Source organism: Allomuricauda sp. NFXS6 (genome assembly GCF_040148835.1).
Taxonomy (GTDB): domain Bacteria; phylum Bacteroidota; class Bacteroidia; order Flavobacteriales; family Flavobacteriaceae; genus Flagellimonas.
Window position 1 is genome coordinate 100,027 of record NZ_JAGEMG010000008.1, and the last position, 20,254, is coordinate 120,280.

The following is a 20,254-nucleotide window of genomic DNA, read 5'->3' on the forward strand; positions in this document are numbered from 1 at the left end:
AATTTTTTCTTTCTTTAAAAATCGGGAAATTCGATCGCAAAACCAATTCATTCTAACCCTTTTGAGAATTTTTGACCTATGGACAACTTGAATTACGGAATTATAGGAAATTGCAGGAGTGCGGCGTTAATTTCCAAAGAAGGCTCCATAGACTGGTGCTGTCTGCCACAATTTGACTCAACTTCGATATTTGCAAAATTACTCGATGAGCAAAAAGGAGGCAGTTTTGAAATTCATCCCAAGGGGGATTATACGGTTGAACAGGAATATTTCCTCAACACGGCGATTTTGATTACACGCTTTACCAAGGGAAACAATGTTTTTGAGCTGCACGATTTTATGCCCCGTCATCATAAAATGAATGGGAAGTACAAGGCACAGCCAGAAATTATCCGATATGTGAAGTATATCTCAGGTTCTCCAAAATTCACGGTGAAATACGATCCTAAATTAGAGTATGGGCTCGGGGAGACCAAGCATTTTGTAAAAGAGGAGTTTGTTGCCAGCCTTACCCATAAACTAAAATATGACACACTGTTCCTATATACTTCCTTTGATAAACAAGGTGTTTTGGAAGGAGATGAAATTACCTTGGAGAAGGATGGCTATTTTTTGATTTGCTACAACGAAAAGATATTGAAACCAACCACCGAGACCATGGGGTTGGAACTGGAACGCACCAAAGTGTACTGGTTGGATTGGTCCGCCAAGACACCGGATTATCAAAAATTCAAGGATGAAATTATCCGAAGTGCCATTACCCTTAAAATGTTGACCTACGACAAGACTGGGGCGGTATTGGCAGCGGCAACAACCTCTTTACCGGAAACTATTGGTGAGGTTAGGAACTGGGATTATCGTTTTTGTTGGATACGTGATGCCTCTATGGTGATCAAAGTGGTTTCCGAACTGGGACATAAGAATTCGGCCAAGCGTTATCTTCAGTTTATTATTGATTTGATGCCCGATAAGGACGAAAAACTCCAGATTATGTACGGTATCAACAAGGAAAAGACCTTGACAGAGAGAACCTTGAACCATTTTGACGGTTACAAAGGCTCCAAGCCTGTTAGAGTAGGCAATGCGGCCTATAAACAACGTCAGAATGATATTTATGGTATTTTGATGGATGTGATCTACGAACAGTTGAAAAACTTTAGCAACGACATTGAGAATGTAGAGGAACTCTGGAGCATTACCAAAGGTATTGTTTGGATAGTCGGAAAACACTGGGAAGAACCGGATAAAGGTATTTGGGAGTTCCGAGGGGAGGACAAACATTTTACGTTCTCCAAAGTTTTGTGTTGGGTAGCCTTGGACCGTGCCATAAAAGTGGCTAATATGTTCGGAAAAACCAGAAAACTGGAACGTTGGACGGCACTTGAACAGAAAATTAAGGAAGATATCCACGAAAATGCATGGAACAGTGATATCAATGCATTCGTGCAATGTTATGGTTCCCGCCATTTGGATGCTTCGGTGCTTTTGATGGAACCTTATGGTTTTATACACGCCCGTGACCCAAAGTATGTGAGCACGGTAAAGGCCATCGAGGAAGGACTTAGCAACGATGGACTTTTATATCGTTATAAAAATGAGGATGATTTTGGATTACCTTCGTCATCATTTACCATTTGTACGTTTTGGTTTATCAATGCGCTGTTCAAGATCGGTGAGGAGGAAAAGGCTTTGGAACAGTTTGAACGTTTACTGGGCTATAGCAACCACTTAGGGTTGTTTAGTGAAGATATCGACTTTAAAACCAAGCGATTGTTGGGCAATTTCCCGCAAGCCTATTCGCATTTGGCACTTATCGAGTGTGCGATAAACTTCTCCACCAAGCAGAAGGATGAAAGAATATTGGAATCCATAGGGTAGATGGAACGGGTAGTTTATCAGTTTCAGCTATGCCAAAGGATATCTTAACAGTTGTTCGTTGGCCCCATTGGCTTTTTTAGTCAATAGTGAACGAACGCTTTCCAAGATATCATCGTTTTTACAACATAAAGAAGCTGCCTTTTCAGACAGCTTCTTTGTTGTTTAAATGATTACTTATTTGCTTTCCAAGAAATCTTCAAAAGTCATCAAGGTTACGGCCTGCTTTTTAAGGTATTTGTCCTTTAACTTGGCAAAATCGGTTTTAGCGGTATTGAATCGTTCTGCTATCACTTCGAGGTTTTGAAGCTCCGCAGCGGAAGGCTTATCGTAGCTTGAAGCCACTTTGCTGTAGAGGTCGGCCATACGCTCGCGCAATTGTGGTTCAGCTGCCCCCACATAATTATCACCTGTGGTAATGACCAAGGTTTCCTTCAGACTACTTAACTTTTCTACGGTCTTTTTGTCGCCCGTGGTGTTTGCATTTTCCATGATCTCGTCCAATTCATATACCAAATAGGCAAGCTCTTGGGTCATATCATATAGCTTCATGGTCGTTGCTTCTTTGAGTTCGCGGTCTTTCTCTGTTAAAGGTGAATTCTTGTCATACACCAGATTAAAGGTATGCTCAAAAGTTTCCTTTCCTTTGGTAATGACCGCTTTGTAGGTTCCAGCTGGAACCTGAGGAGCTGTGAACCCACCAAAACTGAATGTTTTTCCTTTGGCGACTTTAGGTACTTTTCGGGTGTAGTTCCAGTTGACCACGTTAATGCCTTTTGACTTACCTGGACCTAATTCGGCAATTTGGTTCCCCTCCATGTCTTCGATTGCCATGGTCATCTTGCCAAAGGTATGCCTCTTGTTCAGATAGTATTTGATTTGGACATCGTTGGTCTTGTTGCTTCCCACAAATTGGGTTTCCGTACCAAAATTCCCACCAAAAGAACTGGTTTCGCTTATTTCCGTATCAGGTGTTTCAAAAAAATGCAGGGTCTTTCCCAATATCTCATTATTGATACTTCGAAGGGGCGAAATATTATCTATAATGATTACCCCTCTGCCGTGGGTGCCCATAACCAAATCGTTGGTCTTTTTATGTAGTTCTATAAAGTGAACTGCCACTGCGGGCATATTGTTGGTGAACTTTTTCCAGTTCTTTCCACCGTCCATGGTAATGTACAGCCCAAATTCAGTTCCCAGAAACAATAAATCTGGATTTTCATAATCTTCTTGGATGTTTCTGGCGAAACCAACCACATCATCAGAGATTATGTTCGTCCATGTCTTGCCAAAGTCTGTAGTTTTAAAGGCATAGGGTGTCATATCGTTCATGGTGTGACCATCAAAAACGGCATAGGCCGTCCCTTTGTCAAAAACACTGGCTTCAATATGATAACACCACGTATTTTTAGGCAAACCGGGAATATTGGCCACGGTATTTGTCCATGTTTTGCCACCATCTTGGGTCACTTGAACATTCCCATCATCCGTACCTACCCAAATTACGTTTTCATCCAAAGTAGATTCGGCAATGGTAAAAATCGTGGTATGGTTTTCCGCTCCTGAATTATCCATGGAAAGTCCGCCGGAATCCTCTTGATTTTGTTTGGCAGGGTCGTTTGTGGTAAGGTCCGGTGAAATGATTTCCCAAGCATCTCCCATATCCTCAGATTTATGGAGGTACTGGCTGCCCATATAGAAACGGTCCGGTTGATGCACACTGATGGCCATTGGTGCATTCCAGTTCCATCGTAGTTTTTGGTCTTCACTAACGGGAAGCGGCTGAACGGTCTTGGTCAACTGTCGTTCCGTGTCGATGCGCCAAACATTTTCGGCTCCCTGCATTTCTGAATATATGATTGGTTTTGTGGGATGCTTCAACACTCGGAAACCATCACCTGCACCCACTGAATTCCAATCACGTGCCTCAACACCATTTGGTGAGGAAGATGGCCCCCACCAAGAGCCATTATCCTGTAATCCTCCGTACACATTGTAAGGTTCAGCATCATCCACACTGACTTGGTAAAATTGGGAAAGTGGAAGGTTTTCCACTATTTCCATGGTTGTGCCCCCGTCCCAAGTACGGTAAACGCCCCCGTCGGTTCCAACGTACATGATGTCGGAATCTTTGATATTGAAGACAATATCATGTATATCGGAATGCATGTTACCAAGGTTTTTGAACGTTTTTCCACCATCCCTTGAGATGGAACCGCTTAGACCGCCTTTCACAACAACGTCTTCGTTTTTTGGGTCGACCACAATCCTTGAGAAATAGAAAGGTCTTACCGTGATTCCAAAATCATTGTTCAATTGCTCCCAAGACGCACCGGCATCGTTACTACGGTACAGGCCTTTACGCTCGTCCTTTTCCGCTTCGATAACGGTGTAGAGGACATTGGGATTTGAGGGTGCCACTGCAATGGCCAATCGCCCCAATTTTCCCTCCGGGAAGCCATTGTGTATTTTGTTCCAAGTTTTCCCCCCATCTGTGGACTTGTACAGCGCACTTTTGTCGCCACCGGACTCAAATGACCAGCCTGTTCTTCGAAATTCCCACATTGAAGCGTACAAAACATTGGGGTTGGTGGGGTCCATGGCCAAATCGGCACAACCTGTTTTTGGGTCAACATATAAAAGCTGCTCCCAGGTGGCACCACCATCTGAGGATTTATATACCCCACGTTCCTCGCTATCGCCCCAAAGCGCTCCCAACACCCCGACATAAATTTCTTGGGAGTTGGTCGGATTAACGATGATATTGGCGATACGTTCCGATTTCTCAAATCCTATTTTGTTCCAGTTGGCACCACCGTCCGTGGTTTTATAAAGTCCATCTCCAATCGATACACTATTTCTTGTCCAAGTTTCCCCGGTTCCAACATAAATTGTGTTGTCAGGATCGTTGGGATCCAATGCCACTGCTCCGATTGATTGGCAGTAATCGTCAAAAATGGGATTAAATGTTGCACCGGCATCGTTTGATTTCCATACACCGCCACCAGCGGTACCGGCATATACAATGCGGCTGTTGGTTGGGTGTGCTTCCATATCATTGATCCGTCCGCTCATCAGAGCTGGTCCAATATGCCTAGCTGTCAAATCACCGAAAAGAGCTTTGCCATCAATATCTTCCAAGGTTTGGGAGTATCCGGCAGAAATAAAGAAGACCGAAAGAACGGTCCAAACATAATGTAGTTTTTTCATTCCATATCAGTTTAAAAAGGCCCTAAATTCATAGGGCCCCTGGATATCAGATTTTATTTTTTTTCGGTTTCCCCTACTTCATCTGGAAAAGCAAATTCTGTATCTGCAATGGCAGGGTTGAGTTCAATGGCATCTATGGTGATAGGCTGTGCCTGACCATCTTTTACTCCCTGTGTCATGGAAAAGGGAAAGTATAGACCGCTGACTTCTTGATAGTCACTCATGGTCACCTCGCTGACTTGGCCTTTGGCCGGTCCTGATTTAATTTCGGACTGCATTGCGATGGGAACAAAATTGTCCATGTCAAAAAAGTAGTATGAAACATCATCTTGCTGATTGCCATCAACGGTAATCGGTTCTTTTACCAGTTTTATCTTAAAGGTCTCCGTTCCATCAATAGTTTCAGTTCCAAGAAGTTCAACGGTATAGCCTTTTTCCTTATAATCAACAAATGAATCTGGGAAGTCATTGGCGTTCAATTTAAAATTGGATGTTTGTTCAGCATCCGATTTTTCCGCTTTCATAGTCATAAAATTATGGCTCCAGAGCGTTTCTCCATCGAATACACCTTGTTTGATTTCCTTACCTTGGAAGGTAATTTTCGTCATTTGTCGACCATCTTTTAAATTGTAGATTTCCAAAGGAATTTCCATGCCCCCCTGGTTTACCTTGGCGGTCATTTTGATACCCTCTAAACTTTTCCAATTGTCGAGTCCGCCCGTATTTTCAAAATAATTTGAGATGATTTCATCGGCTGTTTGCGCCTGAAGCGGTATTGCCAGGGCAACTGCTATTAGTGTAATGGTTAATTTTAACGCTTTCATTTTTAAGTTTTTATGTTGTAATGATTAGTATTAAAAATAGTGAAATTGTTACATCATTTTCGAAAAGAATAAAAGAAAAAGTAAAATCTGATTACTTTTTTTTGAATAAGGTATTCCAAGGATCGATGGCGTTACGTCCAGAATTGGAAATGGAGTATAGCTACTTTGTTTGTTGTATAAGAGTAATCAACAAAAAAACGCCCCGACTGGGGCGTTTTCAAATCCAAGTGGGTTTTTATCCCAACAAATATTTGAATTAGTCAAAGGTATACCCGTTATCTGAGGCAACTTTGTCGGCAATTTGCGTTCTAAGTTTCACCACATTGGGTTGGTTTGTATACTTGGTAAAGCGTTTCAGTCCCATCAACATCATACGTTGTTCATCACCTTCGGCAAAAGAAACAATAGCTTCCTTACCTTTTTGTTGGATGATGTCAACTGCTCTGTACAAATACAATTTGGACATGGCTATTTGTGCAGCTTGAGCTTCTTCACCAAAGCGTTTTGCATTTTTCTCGGTGCGAAGGATGGCCGATTCTGCCATATAGATTTGAATCAAGATGTCCGAAGCGGCCATCAATAGCATTTGGTGCTTTTCCAAATCAGGTCCAAATTTTTGAACGGCACTTCCAGCGACCATCAAAAATACTTTTTTCAAACGCACGACCAAGTCTTTTTCTTCCGATAGTAGTTCAGAAAAGTCTGGTGTTTCGAATGATGGGATGCCCATCAATTCTTCACCCACAGCCGTAGCTGGACCCAACAAGTCAACATGGCCTTTCATGGCCTTTTTCACCAACATTCCTACGGAAAGCATACGATTGATTTCGTTGGTACCTTCGTAAATTCTAGAAATACGGGCATCTCTCCATGCGGATTCCATTGGAGTATCGGCGCTGAAGCCCATTCCGCCAAAAATCTGAATCCCTTCATCCGTTGTGTGCTGAACATGCTCCGAAACGGCCACTTTCAAAATGGAACATTCTATTGCATATTCTTCCACACCTTTGAGTTCTGCATCTTGATGTGAGTTTCCACTGGCTTCGCGAATAGCGATTCTATCCTCAATATTTTTGGCGGCACGGTAACATGCAGCTTCATCCACATAAGCGTTGGTGGCCATGTCTGCAATTTTGGCCTTGATAGCACCAAAGTTTATAATCGGAGTTTTAAACTGAACACGTTCGTTTGCATATTTGGTGGCTTCGTTGATCACACGGCGCTGTGCTTCCAAACAGGCAGCAGCCAATTTGATCCTACCTACATTTAAGGCATTCATGGCTATTTTAAATCCATTGCCCCTTTCGGATAACATATTTTCAACGGGAACCTTGGTTTCATTAAAAAATACTTGACGGGTAGAGGAGGAGTGGATACCCAGTTTTTTTTCTTCATCACCAAGACTGATTCCATTTTCCGGATCGTTCTCCACAATGAACCCGGTAATGTTTTTATCATCTTCGATCCTGGCAAAAACAATGAACATATGACAGAATCCAGCGTTGGAGATCCACATTTTTTGACCTGTGATGCTATAATATTTACCGTCGTCCGATAGAACAGCTTTGGTTTTACCGGAGTTTGCATCGGAACCAGCTCCAGGTTCTGTTAGGCAATAGGCTCCAAACCACTCACCGGTGGCCAATCTGGGCACGTATTTCTGTTTTTGCTCTTCGGTTCCATATAATGTAATGGGCAAGGTTCCAATTCCAGTATGAGCTCCAAAAGCAGTACTGAAGGATCCTGTGGCTCCTGAAATATAGTCGCAGACCAACATGGTGGAAACAAATCCCATTCCCATACCTCCGTAAGCTTCGGGTACCGCAACACTTAGAAGGCCAAGTTCTCCAGCTTTTTTCATGCATTCCTCGGTGTACGCATAATCTTTTTTCTCGAAACGCTCCCAATGCGCCCATAGTTTTCTGTCTACAAACTCCTTGGTGCTTTCGCGCATCATTTTTTGTTCTTCGTTGAGGTCCTCAAGGGTGAATACGTCCTCACATTTGGTCTCCTTGACCAAGAATTGACCTCCTCTCAGTATGTCTTTTTCTGTTGTTTCCATTTTTTTAATGATTAAAGAAGATAGAAAATAGACGAAAGACTTATTTCAATCCGTTTTGAAAACCCATGGTCATCTTTTGCCATTCTTCTATTTTATCTTCAAGTTTGTTTAAATTTTCAGAGTTGATATAATTTCGATGTTTTGCTATTAAAAGTTGTGTGCCTAGTTCAAAGGAAGAGCCTAGGGCAACGTTGATAAAATATTTGAAGGATTTATCGGTTCTAGAAGATCCCTCAGCAATGTTGCTTGGCATTGAAACGGAGCACCTGCTTATTTGGGAACTTAAGTCATATCGCTCATCAATGGGAAAATTGAGTAGCAAATCAGAAATATCATTCGCAATTTCCAAACCGAGTGACCAAATCTTCAAATTTTTATAGTTATGCCTTTTCACTACAGGACGTCTCTTTTCTCTAGTCTCCTTTCGAATATTAAGAAAGGAACTCAAATATCCCCGCAGCACCTTGTCCTGTGCCTACGCACATGGTCACCATACCGTATTTACCTTTCATATCCCGCTTTCTCATTTCGTCAAAAAGCTGAACGGACAATTTGGCTCCAGTACATCCCAGTGGGTGACCAAGAGCAATGGCACCTCCATTAACGTTCACGATTTCTTGGTTTAGTCCAAGTTCTCGGATAACGGCCAACGATTGTGATGCAAAGGCCTCGTTCAACTCAATAAGGTCTATTTGATTCTGCTTAATTCCAGCTTGTTTTAAGGCTTTTGGAATAGCTTTTACAGGTCCTATTCCCATAATTCTTGGTTCTACACCGGCTGCGGCATAGTTTACCAAGCGGGCAATGGGTTCTAAGTTCAATTCTTTCACCATTTCTTCACTCATCACCATGACAAAGGCGGCTCCATCGCTCATTTGAGAGGAATTCCCTGCAGTTACGCTACCTCCTTCGGCAAAAACAGGCCTTAATTTGTTCAGGGTGGGGATGTTGGTGCCTTTTCTGGGGCCTTCATCTTTGTTTACCGTATAATTTTTGGTTTCTTTTTTGCCTGATTCATTTACAAAAGTATGCTCAACCTCTATAGGCACAATTTGATCTTGAAAACGATTTCCCTCTTGGGCTTTTAGCGCTTTCATATGGGAATTGTAGGCAAAAACATCTTGGTCTTCTCGGGAAACCTTGAATTGTTTGGCCACTGCTTCGGCGGTCAATCCCATGCCCCAATAATAATCTTCGTGGCCTTCCTTGGCCGTTGCATAGTCCGGGGTTGGTTTGTAACCTCCCATGGGGATGTAGCTCATACTTTCAGCACCACCTGCTATGATGCAATCTGCCATTCCCGATTGTATTTTGGCTGTTGCAATACCAATTGTCTCCAGTCCGGATGCGCAATAGCGATTTACGGTCACCCCGGGCACATCGTCTATGTCCAGTCCCATAAGGGAGATAAGTCTTGCCATGTTCAAGCCTTGCTCCGCTTCCGGCATTGCATTTCCGACAATGACGTCGTCAATACGTTTTTTGTCCAATTGAGGAAGCTCCTTCATCATATGTTCTATGGTTTCTGCAGCCAGTTCATCAGGTCGCTTAAACCGGAACAGTCCTTTTGGCGCTTTGCCCACTGCTGTTCTATATCCTTTTACTATGTATGCTGTTTTCATTTGATAGATATTAGATTTTAGATGGAAGATTTAAGAATCCTCACTTCGTGAATTTTTTAATTAAAGTGTAATTGATTTTTTGTATTTCTTCCAATTTTATTAAAATAGGTTCCAACTCATTTTTGGTTATGAAACCTAATTTATGTGATAATACTAGCTGTGAGAACAACTCATTTGAAGAACCGCTTGCAATACCCAAAAAATTCTTGAATTCACCTTCGGTATTTCTACCAGCCCCTTCGGCAACATTTGAAGGAATTGACACAGCACTTCTTTTAATTTGACTTGTTAATCCGTATTTTTCATCGTTAGGAAACTTTAAGGTCAACCGATAGATGTCTTCAACAAGGTTGATTGCTTTCTTCCAAATGACTAAGTTTTGAAAATTATGCATATCTGATATCTTGAATCTTAATTCTCACATCTAATCGCAACTAGTTGCGAAGTGGTTTTCCTGTTTTCAACATATGCTGAATACGTTCCAAAGTCTTTCTTTCGGTACAAAGGGATAGAAATGCTTCTCTTTCCAAGTCCAAAAGATATTGTTCGGTTACCATTGTGGCTTCCGAAAGGTCGCCCCCGGCCATAACATAGGCCAATTTATCGGCAATCTTTTTGTCGTGTTCAGAAATGTAGTGACCAGCTTCCATGGAATCCGTTCCTACCAAGAACATACCCAAGGCCTGTTTCCCAAGCACTTTCACATCTTTGCGTTTTACGGGTTTGGTGTAACCCGCATCTGCCATAAGTTTGGCATGAGCTTTTGCGGTTGCAATCTGACGGTCTTTGTTGACGACCACTACATCTTTTCCTTTTTGCAAAATGCCCAAATCAAAGGCTTCATAAGCTGATGTTGATACCTTGGCCATTCCGATGGTCAAGAAATATTCCTGCAATACATTCAACTCTACATCATTTTTTCTGAAAGTGTCCGAAGCGCGAAGGGCCATTTCCTTGGAGCCACCTCCGCCAGGAATCACACCAACACCGAATTCTACTAAACCAATGTAGGTTTCGGCAGCAGCTACCACTTTATCAGCATGCATTGAGAGTTCACAACCGCCACCTAATGCCATGCCGTGCGGTGCAGAAACGGTCGGTATTGAGGAGTATCGCATGCGCATCATGGTGTCTTGGAACATTTTGATGGCCATATTCAGCTCATCGTATTCTTGTTCCACGGCCATCATGAAAATCATACCAATATTGGCGCCAACGGAGAAATTCGCAGCTTGGTTACCGATAACCAATCCTGCAAAATCTTTTTCAGCAAGGTCAACGGCTTTGTTCAAACCAGCGAGTACATCGCCGCCAATGGTATTCATTTTGGATTGAAATTCACAGTTCAGGATTCCATCACCCAAATCTTCGATTACCACACCACTGTTTTTGAAGACTTCTTTGGTCTTTCTTATGTTGTCCAAAATGATGAATGCATCCTGACCCGGTACTTTCTCCATGGCCTTTTTCGGAATATCGTAGAAGTAGGTGTTACCCTCTTTTACGGTATAGAAGGAATTAATTCCCGCCTCTTTCATTTCGGAAACCCATGAAGCGGCTTCCAAACCTTCAGCCTTGATGAGTTCAAGACCTTTTTCCAGACCTACGGCGTCCCAGATTTGAAAGGGTCCGTGTTCCCAGCCGAAACCTGCCTTCATGGCATCATCTATTTTGTATAATTCATCCGTGATTTCTGGAATACGGTGGGTAACGTAGGCGAAAAGTGCTCCAAAACTTTTTCTGTAGAACTCTCCGGCTTTATCTTTTCCATCAACCAAAATGGGAAAACGGTCAATGACCTTATCGATGGTCTTGGTGAGTTCCAAAGTTGCGAATTTTGCACTTTTTTTGGAACGATAGTCCATCGTGTCCAAATCTAAGGTCAGGATTTCGCTCTTGCCATCGTCCCCTTTAATTTTTTTATAGAAACCTTGTCCAGATTTACTGCCCAACCATTTGTTGTCCATCATGGTTTGGATAAAATCGGGCAATTGGAACAGTTCGTGACGTTCATCGTCCTTACAGTTTTCACTGATTCCGTTGGCTACGTGCACAAGGGTGTCCAGTCCCACAACATCTACGGTACGGAAGGTGGCGGATTTGGGCCTGCCAATTACCGGCCCCGTCAATTTGTCTACTTCTTCCACCGTCATACCCATTTCTTTTACGGCATGGAAAAGACTTTGAATGCTAAAAATTCCGATTCTATTTCCAATAAAGGCGGGGGTGTCCTTGGCAACCACCGAGGTTTTACCCAGGAACTGCTCACCATATCCGTTTAGGAATTCCAGAACGTCTTTGGAGGTTTTGGGACCAGGAATGATTTCGAAGAGTTTCAAATATCTTGCAGGGTTGAAAAAGTGGGTTCCGCAGAAATGCTCTTGGAAATCTTCACTTCTTCCTTCATTCATAAACCTAATAGGTATTCCTGATGTGTTGGAAGTAATGAGTGTTCCCGGTGTGCGGTGTTTGTCCAGATTCTCGAACACTTGTTTTTTGATGTCCAAACGTTCCACGACCACTTCAATGATCCAATCCACATCGGCAACTTTGGAAATATCATCTTCCATATTTCCAGTGGTGATGCGATCAGCAAATTTCTTGTGGTAAATAGGGGAGGGTTTGGATTTTAGAGCAGATGCCAATGAATCGTTGACTAAACGATTGCGGACCACTTTATCCTCCAAAGTAAGTCCTTGGGCTTTTTCTTTGTCGGTCAGTTCACGGGGAACAATGTCCAACAACAAAACCTCGACCCCAATGTTCGCAAAATGGCATGCAATGCCACTTCCCATAATTCCGGAACCGATTACGGCAACTTTGTTTATATGCCTTTTCATGTGCAAGTTTGTGATTTAATTATTAGTTGTTTTTATGTAGATTTTTTTATCTGTAATTAGTTTATTAATCGTGTCAATGACGCTAAAAAAACCGACTAAATCTTCTTGAGAAGTGTGTTCTTTGACCACATCGTTGAAACGCAATACTACTTCTTTGGATTCCTCCCGTTTTTCCAAACCCAGTGGGGTCAAATAAATTAGAACGCCACGTCCGTCCTTTGGGTTACGCTTACGTTGAATGTAACCTCTTTCTTCGATACTTTTTAATATCCTTGACAAACTAGTTGCTTCCATCCCCATTTTGGGCCCCAATGTGGTACTTGGTGTACCTCCTTTTGGGTCAATACTCAGTAAGGTAAATCCAATAGCCATTGTAAGCCCATAGTTTTTTGCTTCCTCATTGTACATTTTACTAACAGCCTGCCAGGTAGCCCTAAGGGCATAATCAATGGTCAAATCTTTCATAGAACAGGTTTGGTGTTCTCAAATATATGAAAATTTATTATGCATGCATAATAAATTAAGGTTAAGTGTTATGCTATTTTTTAATAAAAATTGAAATGATTGTCTCACACGTCAATTCAAAAGGGGTATTGGTCAGATCGTAGGCTGAATAATCTCGGTAAAATATGATATTGTGAGAATATCTATTCACGAAAATATTAACTATGAATGCCAACTTTATTGTGCTATTATTTCACTCGTATTGCTTTGGTCTTGCGGTAAGGACGATGGAACAACCCCAGCTCCCGAAAAAAACAGTGCCCCAAAAATTGAGGCACAAAGCTTTACGGTTGCGGAAGACATTTCGGATACTGCAACTATTGGAACAGTAAAGGCTGAGGATCCGGACGAGGATGAATTGACATTTAGTATTAGTGAGACTGATTTATTCGAGATAGATGATGTTGGAAAACTTAGTTTAATCGATGGTAAAAATTTAGATTATGAGTTGACCAAGGAGCATTCGATAAAAATATCCGTATCTGATGGGGAAGCGGAGAGCGCGGCCATTATCACTATCTCCGTGACCAATGTAAAGGATAGTTTGTCCGAAGACTCTAATTCTTTTATAACCAAATGGGACGTGCCACATAATAATTTTAAATTGATTCTCGGAACCAATGAAGATTATCAATATGATTTTATCATTGATTGGGGAGATGGTTCGCCAGAGGAAGAAATAACTTCACAAGACCCTACCCATGTTTATGAGAAAGCGGGTATTTATTTGATATCCATTCAAGGAGAATTTCCAGCTATACAGATGGGCGACTTGTATGATTATCCTAGGCAGAGTGCTCTTATAGGTATTCAACAATGGGGCAATATTGTTTGGCAAAGTTTTTTTCGAGCATTTGGCTTTTGCAATTATTTAGTGGAATATAATGCAGCCGATGCACCCAATTTGGAGAATGTGGAAATTATGAATTTTGCTTTTCAGGCTGCAACTCGTTTTAATGCAGATCTGAGTGATTGGGATGTTAGCAATGTAAAAAAAACGAATAGCATGTTTAGTCTTGCATTAGATTTCAATGGAAACATTGGTAATTGGGATGTCAGTAATGTTGCTAATATGGCCTTTATGTTCAGTAATTCGGAAGAATTTGATCAAGATTTGGGTTCTTGGAATATTCAAAGCGTTGAAACCATGGCTGGAATTTTTAGTTCATCCGGAATGTCGGTTGAAAATTACGGAGCCACCTTAATTGGCTGGTCCAACAAGGAAAATACACCTCTAGGATTAACTCTCGGAGCAAATGATGTTGAAAACTGTCTTGAAAGTGAAGCAGCAATAGCACGTGAAACTTTAATCAATGATTTTGGTTGGACGTTTAGTGGTGACACAGGTATTGATTGCAATTAATCACAACAATTAAATAAAAAAACCAACGGATTTCCGTTGGTTTTTTTATTGCTGGTAACTCAAAAGGCAATGGATTCTTCAATAACTGTTGGGACAGTCGGAATTGACAATCAAATTTTGAATACAACTCATTGTTCATTTCCAAGTCGAACTTCAAGAGATTTCTCGACTGCGCTCGAAATGACGGTGAACATTGATTGTTGTCTATTAATAATTGCTCATTGTAAATTGAACACTGACTTAGTGTCCGTAGATATCATTGTACAGATCTAGGTACATTTCCTTTACCGGCTTGCGTTTCAATTTCATGGTGGGGGTAAGGTGGCCTTCCTCCACGCTCCAAACGTTTGGTGTAAGCCTGAACTGTTTTACCTTTTCCCACTTGGCGAATTCTTGATTGGCCCAATCCACTTCTTCTTGCATACGGGCAATCACCTTTTCGTTTTTTATCAGTTCAACGTTCGAACCAACTTCAATTTTGTGTCGCTTCGCCCATTCCTTAACAAATTCAAAATTAGGTTGAATTAAGGCGGCGGGCATTTTTTCACCTTCACCCACAACCATGATCTGTTCTATAAATCGGGATTGTTTAAATCGGTTCTCCAACAATTGTGGTGCCACATATTTTCCGCCCGAGGTTTTGAACATCTCTTTTTTTCGGTCGGTAATACGTAAAAAGCCTTCTGCATCCACTTCGCCAATGTCTCCTGTATGAAAATAGGCTCCCGTCATTACTTCTGCGGTTTTTTCTGGGTCTTTGTAGTAGCCCATCATTACATTGGGGCCTTTGCAAAGAATTTCTCCGTCCTCTGCAATTTTCACTTCTACGTTATCAATCATTTTTCCCACTGTGCCAATTTTCCAACCTTTATTGCGTTCGTCATTCACCGCAATCACTGGTGAGGTTTCCGTAAGTCCATAGCCTTCCATTACGGGCATATCGGCCGCTGCAAAAACCCGGGCAAGCCTGGGTTGAAGTGCGGCACTGCCAGAAACCATTACAGATAGGTTGCCGCCGAGACCTTCTTTCCATTTACTAAAAATAAGTTTGCGTGCAAGCCCAAGTTTTTTCTCGTACCACCAGCCGTTTGCTCCGTAAGGCTCAAATTTGAGTCCTACTTCCACAGCCCAGAAAAAGAGTTTCTTTTTAATTCCTGTAAGAGCGGCTCCTTTGGCAATAATGGCATCGTATACCTTTTCCAATAAACGAGGGACCACTGTCATCACATTGGGTTTCACCTCTTTTACATTGTCACTGATCTTGTCCAAGCCTTCCGCAAAATAGACCTCTACGCCGCAATATTGGTACAAATACAAGATCATGCGTTCAAAAATGTGGCAAATGGGTAAAAAACTAAGTGCCGTTCCACCAGTTTCAAACGGAACCCTAACTTGGCTGTCCACTACGTTGGATACAATATTGTTGTGGGAGAGCATTACGCCTTTTGGCCTTCCAGTGGTACCAGAAGTATATATAAGGGTAGCAAGGTCATCAGGCTTTACGGTATCTTTTAATTTTTCGACTTCATCCTGGTTAGATTTATCTGACCCCAATTCCAAGACCTCTTTCCAGTTTTTGCAATTATCCAGTTCATCAAAGGAATAAATCTCTTCCAGCTTGTTAACTTTTGAGCTTATGGACAATACCTTTTCCAATACCTCACCACAAGAAACAAAACATAGTTTTGATTCGGAATGATTGAGAATATACTCGTAGTCCTCTTCTGAAATAGTAGGGTAGATAGGTACATTCTGCGCACCGATTTGAAGTATTCCAATATCAACAATGTTCCACTCCGTTCGGTTGGTCATGGAAATCACGGCAATTTTGTCGTTGGGTTTAACGCCCATCCGAAGTAAGGCCCTGCTTACCGCATTGGCTTTGTCAATATACTGTTGTGTAGATGTAGCTATCCATTTACCGTCGCTTTTGGTGACCAATGATTTGTCTAAGGGGTATTTTTCAAGTTGATAGTATGGGAAATCAAATAATCGGGTAACAGTTTGCATAGTAAGTTATATGTTAAGCGATTGCAAAATAGCAAATCAGACCATAACTATGAAACAGATTTAACAATTACCTCAGGTAAATTTTGAAAAATCCCCAATTAATCACCTTTAAACGAGACGAATAATGCTAATCTTCCAAGTTTTCCAACCATTCCCGTGCATTCACAAAAGCCTGTAGCCAAGGCGATACTTCATCGGTTCTATCCTTTGGATAGTGTGCCCAGTTCCAAGGGAAGGTGGAACGTTCAATGTGCGGCATGGTCACTAAATGGCGACCTGTTTTATCGCACAGCATGGCGGTGTTGTAATCGCTTCCGTTGGGGTTGGCGGGATACGCCTCATAACCATATTTGGCCACAATATGATATTGGGCTTCAGTATGTGGAAGACTAAATTTACCCTCACCATGACTTATCCAAACCCCGAGCGTGGTTCCTGCCATGTTGGACAGCATTACAGAGTTGTTCTTTTGAATTTTTACCGAGGTAAAATTGCTCTCGTGTTTATGTGAGTCATTGTAGGTCATTCTGCCATGAGTGCCATGCTCTGGGTTGATGAGGTCCAATTCCATAAACAATTGGCAACCATTACAAATTCCAACGGACAGCGTATCGGGTCTGGCAAAGAAATTTTTTAATGCTTTATTGGCCTTTTCGTTGTATTTAAAGGCTCCTGCCCAACCTTTGGCACTTCCCAAAACATCGGAGTTGGAGAAACCACCCACAGCACCGATAAATTGAATGTCTTCCAAAGTTTCCCTGCCTGTGATAAGGTCGGTCATGTGTACATCTTTTACATCAAAACCGGCCAAATACATGGCGTTGGCCATTTCTCGTTCGGAATTGCTTCCCTTTTCGCGCAGGATGGCCGCTTTGGGGCGATGGCCGAGTGTTGGTTCCTGAGCGGAGTCGAAGGAAGTCGAAGCCACCGGGAGTTTCCCATTAAAATTTTCTGGAAAAGTATAGTGTAAAGGCTGCTTCTTGTAATTGTCAAAACGGTCTTTCGCCAAACCATTTGCGGTCTGTTTGTTGTCCAATAAATAAGATGTTTTGAACCAAGTATCACGTAATGAAGCAATGTTCAATCCTATTTCAATACCATTATTTTTGATTTTCAAGGTGCTTTCTGTTATTGGAACACCGATTTTGGCAAATTCCACACCGGCTGCTGACAATACTTTTTCTATCGAGGCATCTTTGGCTTGTAACACCACCCCAATGTTTTCAGAAAACAATAGTTTGATGATGTCCTGTTCACCAATATTGGATAAATCCAATTGGGCGCCCAAATCGTTATCCGCAAAGCAAAGTTCCAACAAGGTAGTGATCAATCCTCCTGAAGCTACATCATGGCCGGCCAAAATTTGACCGTCTTTGATGAGTTTCTGTATGGTGTTGAATACGCTTTTAAAATAATCAGCATCCAAAACAGATGAAGCTTTATCACCAATGCCGTTCAAAATCTGTGCAAAGGAAGAACCTCCCAATTTGTGGCTGTCCTTGGATAGGTTGATGTAGTAGATATCCCCACCATCTTTTTGCAAAACGGGTTCCACCACTTGGGTTATGTTGTTGCAGTTTGCACCAGCAGAAACGATTACTGTCCCAGGAGATAATACCTCCCCATCTTTGTACTTCTGCTTCATGGAAAGCGAATCCTTTCCGGTCGGCACGTTGATACCCAGGTCTATTGAAAACTCCGATAAGGACTCAACCGCAGCATACAATCGGGCATCTTCACCTTCATTCCGACAAGGCCACATCCAATTGGCGGAGAGCGATACGGATTTTAATCCATCTTTCAATGGAGCCCAAACAATGTTGGTCAAGGCTTCCGCAACGCTATTTCGACTTCCTGCTACCGGGTCTATCAAAGCTGAAATAGGGGAGTGGCCAATACTAGTGGCAATCCCTTCTTTTCCTTTAAAATCGAGTGCCATCACACCACAGTTATTCAAAGGCAATTGCAAAGGTCCGGCGCATTGTTGCTTTGCAACGCGTCCACCTACACAACGGTCCACTTTATTGGTCAGCCAATCTTTACAACCTACCGCTTCCAATTGCAGCACTTGCTCCAAATAATCATGGAAATGTTCCAAAGAATAGGCTAGCGCCGGGTATTTTTGCTGAGCAGTTTTATCAGCCATAATGGTTTTGGGGGAACTTCCGAACATATCAGAAAGTTCCAAGTTCATTGGGGTTTCTCCTGTTTCTCCTGAAGTAAATTTAAACGTATGGTCGCCCGTAACCTCGCCAACATTGTACATTGGGGAACGTTCTCGAGCTGAAACGCGGCTCAACAATTCCAAATCTTTTTCGCCGATAACCAATCCCATCCGTTCTTGGGACTCGTTTCCGATCAATTCTTTTTTGGAAAGTGTTGGATCACCAACAGGTAATTTGTCCGTGTCAATCGTGCCACCAGTTTCCTCCACCAATTCAGATAGGCAGTTCAAATGCCCCCCAGCTCCATGATCGTGAATGGAAACAATAGGGTTATCGTGACTTTCGAACAATCCGCGAACGGCGTTCGAAGCTCGTTTTTGCATTTCTGGGTTGGAACGTTGTACCGCATTTAATTCGATGGCAGAACTAAATTCTCCAGTATCTGCACTGGATACGGCAGCTCCACCCATCCCGATGCGATAGTTATCACCACCTAGAACGACTATTCTGTCTCCCTTACTCGGAGTATCTTTTAGAGCTTGGTTGGTTTTTCCATAACCGATACCACCGGCCATCATTATTACCTTGTCGAAGCCTAGTTTTCTGGCTTCTTCTTCATGTTCAAAAGTGAGTACGGAACCTGCAATTAGCGGCTGTCCAAATTTATTTCCGAAGTCGGATGCTCCATTGGACGCCTTGATCAAAATGTCCATTGGCGTTTGATATAACCACTCCCTTTCCTTCATTCCTTTTTCCCACGGCCTACCCTGAGCGGAGTCGAACGGGTCTTCTAAACGGGAATAGGAGGTCATATAAACAGCAGTTCCTGCCAAGGGCAATGAACCTTTTCCACCTGCCAAACGGTCCCTGATTTCTCCCCCAGAACCTGTTGCAGCGCCATTGAATGGTTCCACTGTGGTAGGGAAGTTGTGGGTTTCCGCTTTTAGCGAAAGCACGGAAACAAATTCTTTTTCTTCGTAAAAGTCAGGCTTGTCTGCACTTTTAGGTGCAAACTGAACCGCTTTTGGCCCTTTGATGAAGGCGACGTTATCCTTGTAGGCCGAAACAATATCGTTGGGGTTGGCTTCGGATGTCTTTTTGATCAATTTGAATAGGGAAGAGGGTTTTTCTTCTCCATCAATGACAAAAGTTCCATTGAAAATTTTGTGCCTACAGTGCTCGGAATTCACCTGACTAAAGCCAAATACTTCGGAATCCGTCAACTTGCGTCCCAATTTTTTTGCAAGGCCTTCGAGATATTCAACTTCTTCATCACTGAGAGCCAATCCTTCTTTATCATTGTACGCAGCAATGTTATCAATCTCTTGGATAGCCTCTGGAACAATGTTAATGGTGAAAATATCTTGTCCCAATCCGCTATACTTTTCGGAAAGCATTGGGTCAAAATCGGTAAAATCTTCTGAAACCGCATGGAATTCCTCAATACGGATAATTCCACTAATCCCCATATTTTGGGTAATTTCGGTGGCGTTGGTGCTCCAAGGTGTGACCATGGCGGCACGTGGGCCAACAAAAAAGGCGTCGAGTGACGCCGCTTCAATCTTAGGCTGGTTGCCAAACAACCATGTCAGTTTACTGTTGTCTTCCTGAGCGATTTCCTGAGCGGTTTGGACGGCAAAAACCTTGGTAGCCTTGTCCCCAAAAAAATGGATCATACAATCTGTGCGTTGAACGGTTTAAGAAAGTGCAAATTTACGATTTTGGAACGTAATTCATCTCATCTGTAAAGCTGTTTTGTTAACTAAGTGGTGTTGATAG

The 20,254-nt window shown here is 42.3% G+C and carries 12 protein-coding genes; 2 read left to right on the forward strand and 10 right to left on the reverse strand.

From position 1 onward, the window contains the following. Positions 1 to 78 precede the first annotated feature (78 nt). Positions 79 to 1,878 (forward strand): glycoside hydrolase family 15 protein, encoded by a 1,800-nt coding sequence (locus tag J4E06_RS12800; RefSeq protein WP_349524333.1) that lies wholly within the window; start codon positions 79 to 81, stop codon positions 1,876 to 1,878. A gap of 174 nt (positions 1,879 to 2,052) precedes the next feature. Here the strand turns inward: J4E06_RS12800 and J4E06_RS12805 are convergent, their stop codons facing one another. The 8 genes from J4E06_RS12805 to J4E06_RS12840 all read right to left on the reverse strand — a co-directional run bounded on the left by J4E06_RS12805 (position 2,053) and on the right by J4E06_RS12840 (position 12,898). Beyond that, positions 2,053 to 5,085 carry a VPS10 domain-containing protein gene (locus tag J4E06_RS12805; protein WP_349524334.1) on the reverse strand — a complete coding sequence of 1,011 codons (3,033 nt, stop codon included), beginning with the start codon at positions 5,083 to 5,085 and terminating at the stop codon, positions 2,053 to 2,055. Positions 5,086 to 5,138: 53 nt separating this feature from the next. Continuing rightward, positions 5,139 to 5,909 carry an outer membrane lipoprotein-sorting protein gene (locus J4E06_RS12810; RefSeq protein WP_349524335.1) on the reverse strand — a complete coding sequence of 257 codons (771 nt, stop codon included), beginning with the start codon at positions 5,907 to 5,909 and terminating at the stop codon, positions 5,139 to 5,141. 256 nt (positions 5,910 to 6,165) lie between these two features. Then, on the reverse strand, positions 6,166 to 7,971 hold the full coding sequence (locus J4E06_RS12815; protein WP_349524336.1) for an acyl-CoA dehydrogenase FadE: 1,806 nt from the start codon (positions 7,969 to 7,971) through the stop codon (positions 6,166 to 6,168). A 40-nt stretch (positions 7,972 to 8,011) separates the two neighbouring features. After that, complete coding sequence (locus tag J4E06_RS12820) at positions 8,012 to 8,341, reverse strand: four helix bundle protein (protein WP_349524337.1); 330 nt, start codon at positions 8,339 to 8,341, stop codon at positions 8,012 to 8,014. Between the two features lie 61 nt (positions 8,342 to 8,402). Further along, positions 8,403 to 9,593 (reverse strand): acetyl-CoA C-acyltransferase, encoded by a 1,191-nt coding sequence (locus tag J4E06_RS12825; protein WP_349524338.1) that lies wholly within the window; start codon positions 9,591 to 9,593, stop codon positions 8,403 to 8,405. A gap of 40 nt (positions 9,594 to 9,633) precedes the next feature. Continuing rightward, a complete protein-coding gene (locus J4E06_RS12830) occupies positions 9,634 to 9,987 on the reverse strand; it encodes a four helix bundle protein (RefSeq protein ID WP_349524339.1) in 354 nt (117 codons plus the stop codon). Between the two features lie 40 nt (positions 9,988 to 10,027). Then, a complete protein-coding gene (locus J4E06_RS12835) occupies positions 10,028 to 12,433 on the reverse strand; it encodes a 3-hydroxyacyl-CoA dehydrogenase/enoyl-CoA hydratase family protein (RefSeq protein ID WP_349524340.1) in 2,406 nt (801 codons plus the stop codon). Between the two features lie 15 nt (positions 12,434 to 12,448). Beyond that, a complete protein-coding gene (locus tag J4E06_RS12840) occupies positions 12,449 to 12,898 on the reverse strand; it encodes a MarR family winged helix-turn-helix transcriptional regulator (protein ID WP_349524341.1) in 450 nt (149 codons plus the stop codon). 172 nt (positions 12,899 to 13,070) lie between these two features. On the opposite strand from J4E06_RS12840, the gene J4E06_RS12845 reads away from it, so the two are divergent. Beyond that, positions 13,071 to 14,300 (forward strand): BspA family leucine-rich repeat surface protein, encoded by a 1,230-nt coding sequence (locus J4E06_RS12845; RefSeq protein WP_349524342.1) that lies wholly within the window; start codon positions 13,071 to 13,073, stop codon positions 14,298 to 14,300. A gap of 240 nt (positions 14,301 to 14,540) precedes the next feature. On the opposite strand, the gene J4E06_RS12850 is transcribed toward J4E06_RS12845, so the two are convergent. Further along, a complete protein-coding gene (locus tag J4E06_RS12850) occupies positions 14,541 to 16,310 on the reverse strand; it encodes an AMP-dependent synthetase/ligase (protein ID WP_349524343.1) in 1,770 nt (589 codons plus the stop codon). Between the two features lie 127 nt (positions 16,311 to 16,437). Continuing rightward, complete coding sequence (gene purL, locus J4E06_RS12855; RefSeq protein ID WP_349524344.1) at positions 16,438 to 20,151, reverse strand: phosphoribosylformylglycinamidine synthase; 3,714 nt, start codon at positions 20,149 to 20,151, stop codon at positions 16,438 to 16,440. Between the last annotated feature and the right edge of the window lie 103 nt (positions 20,152 to 20,254).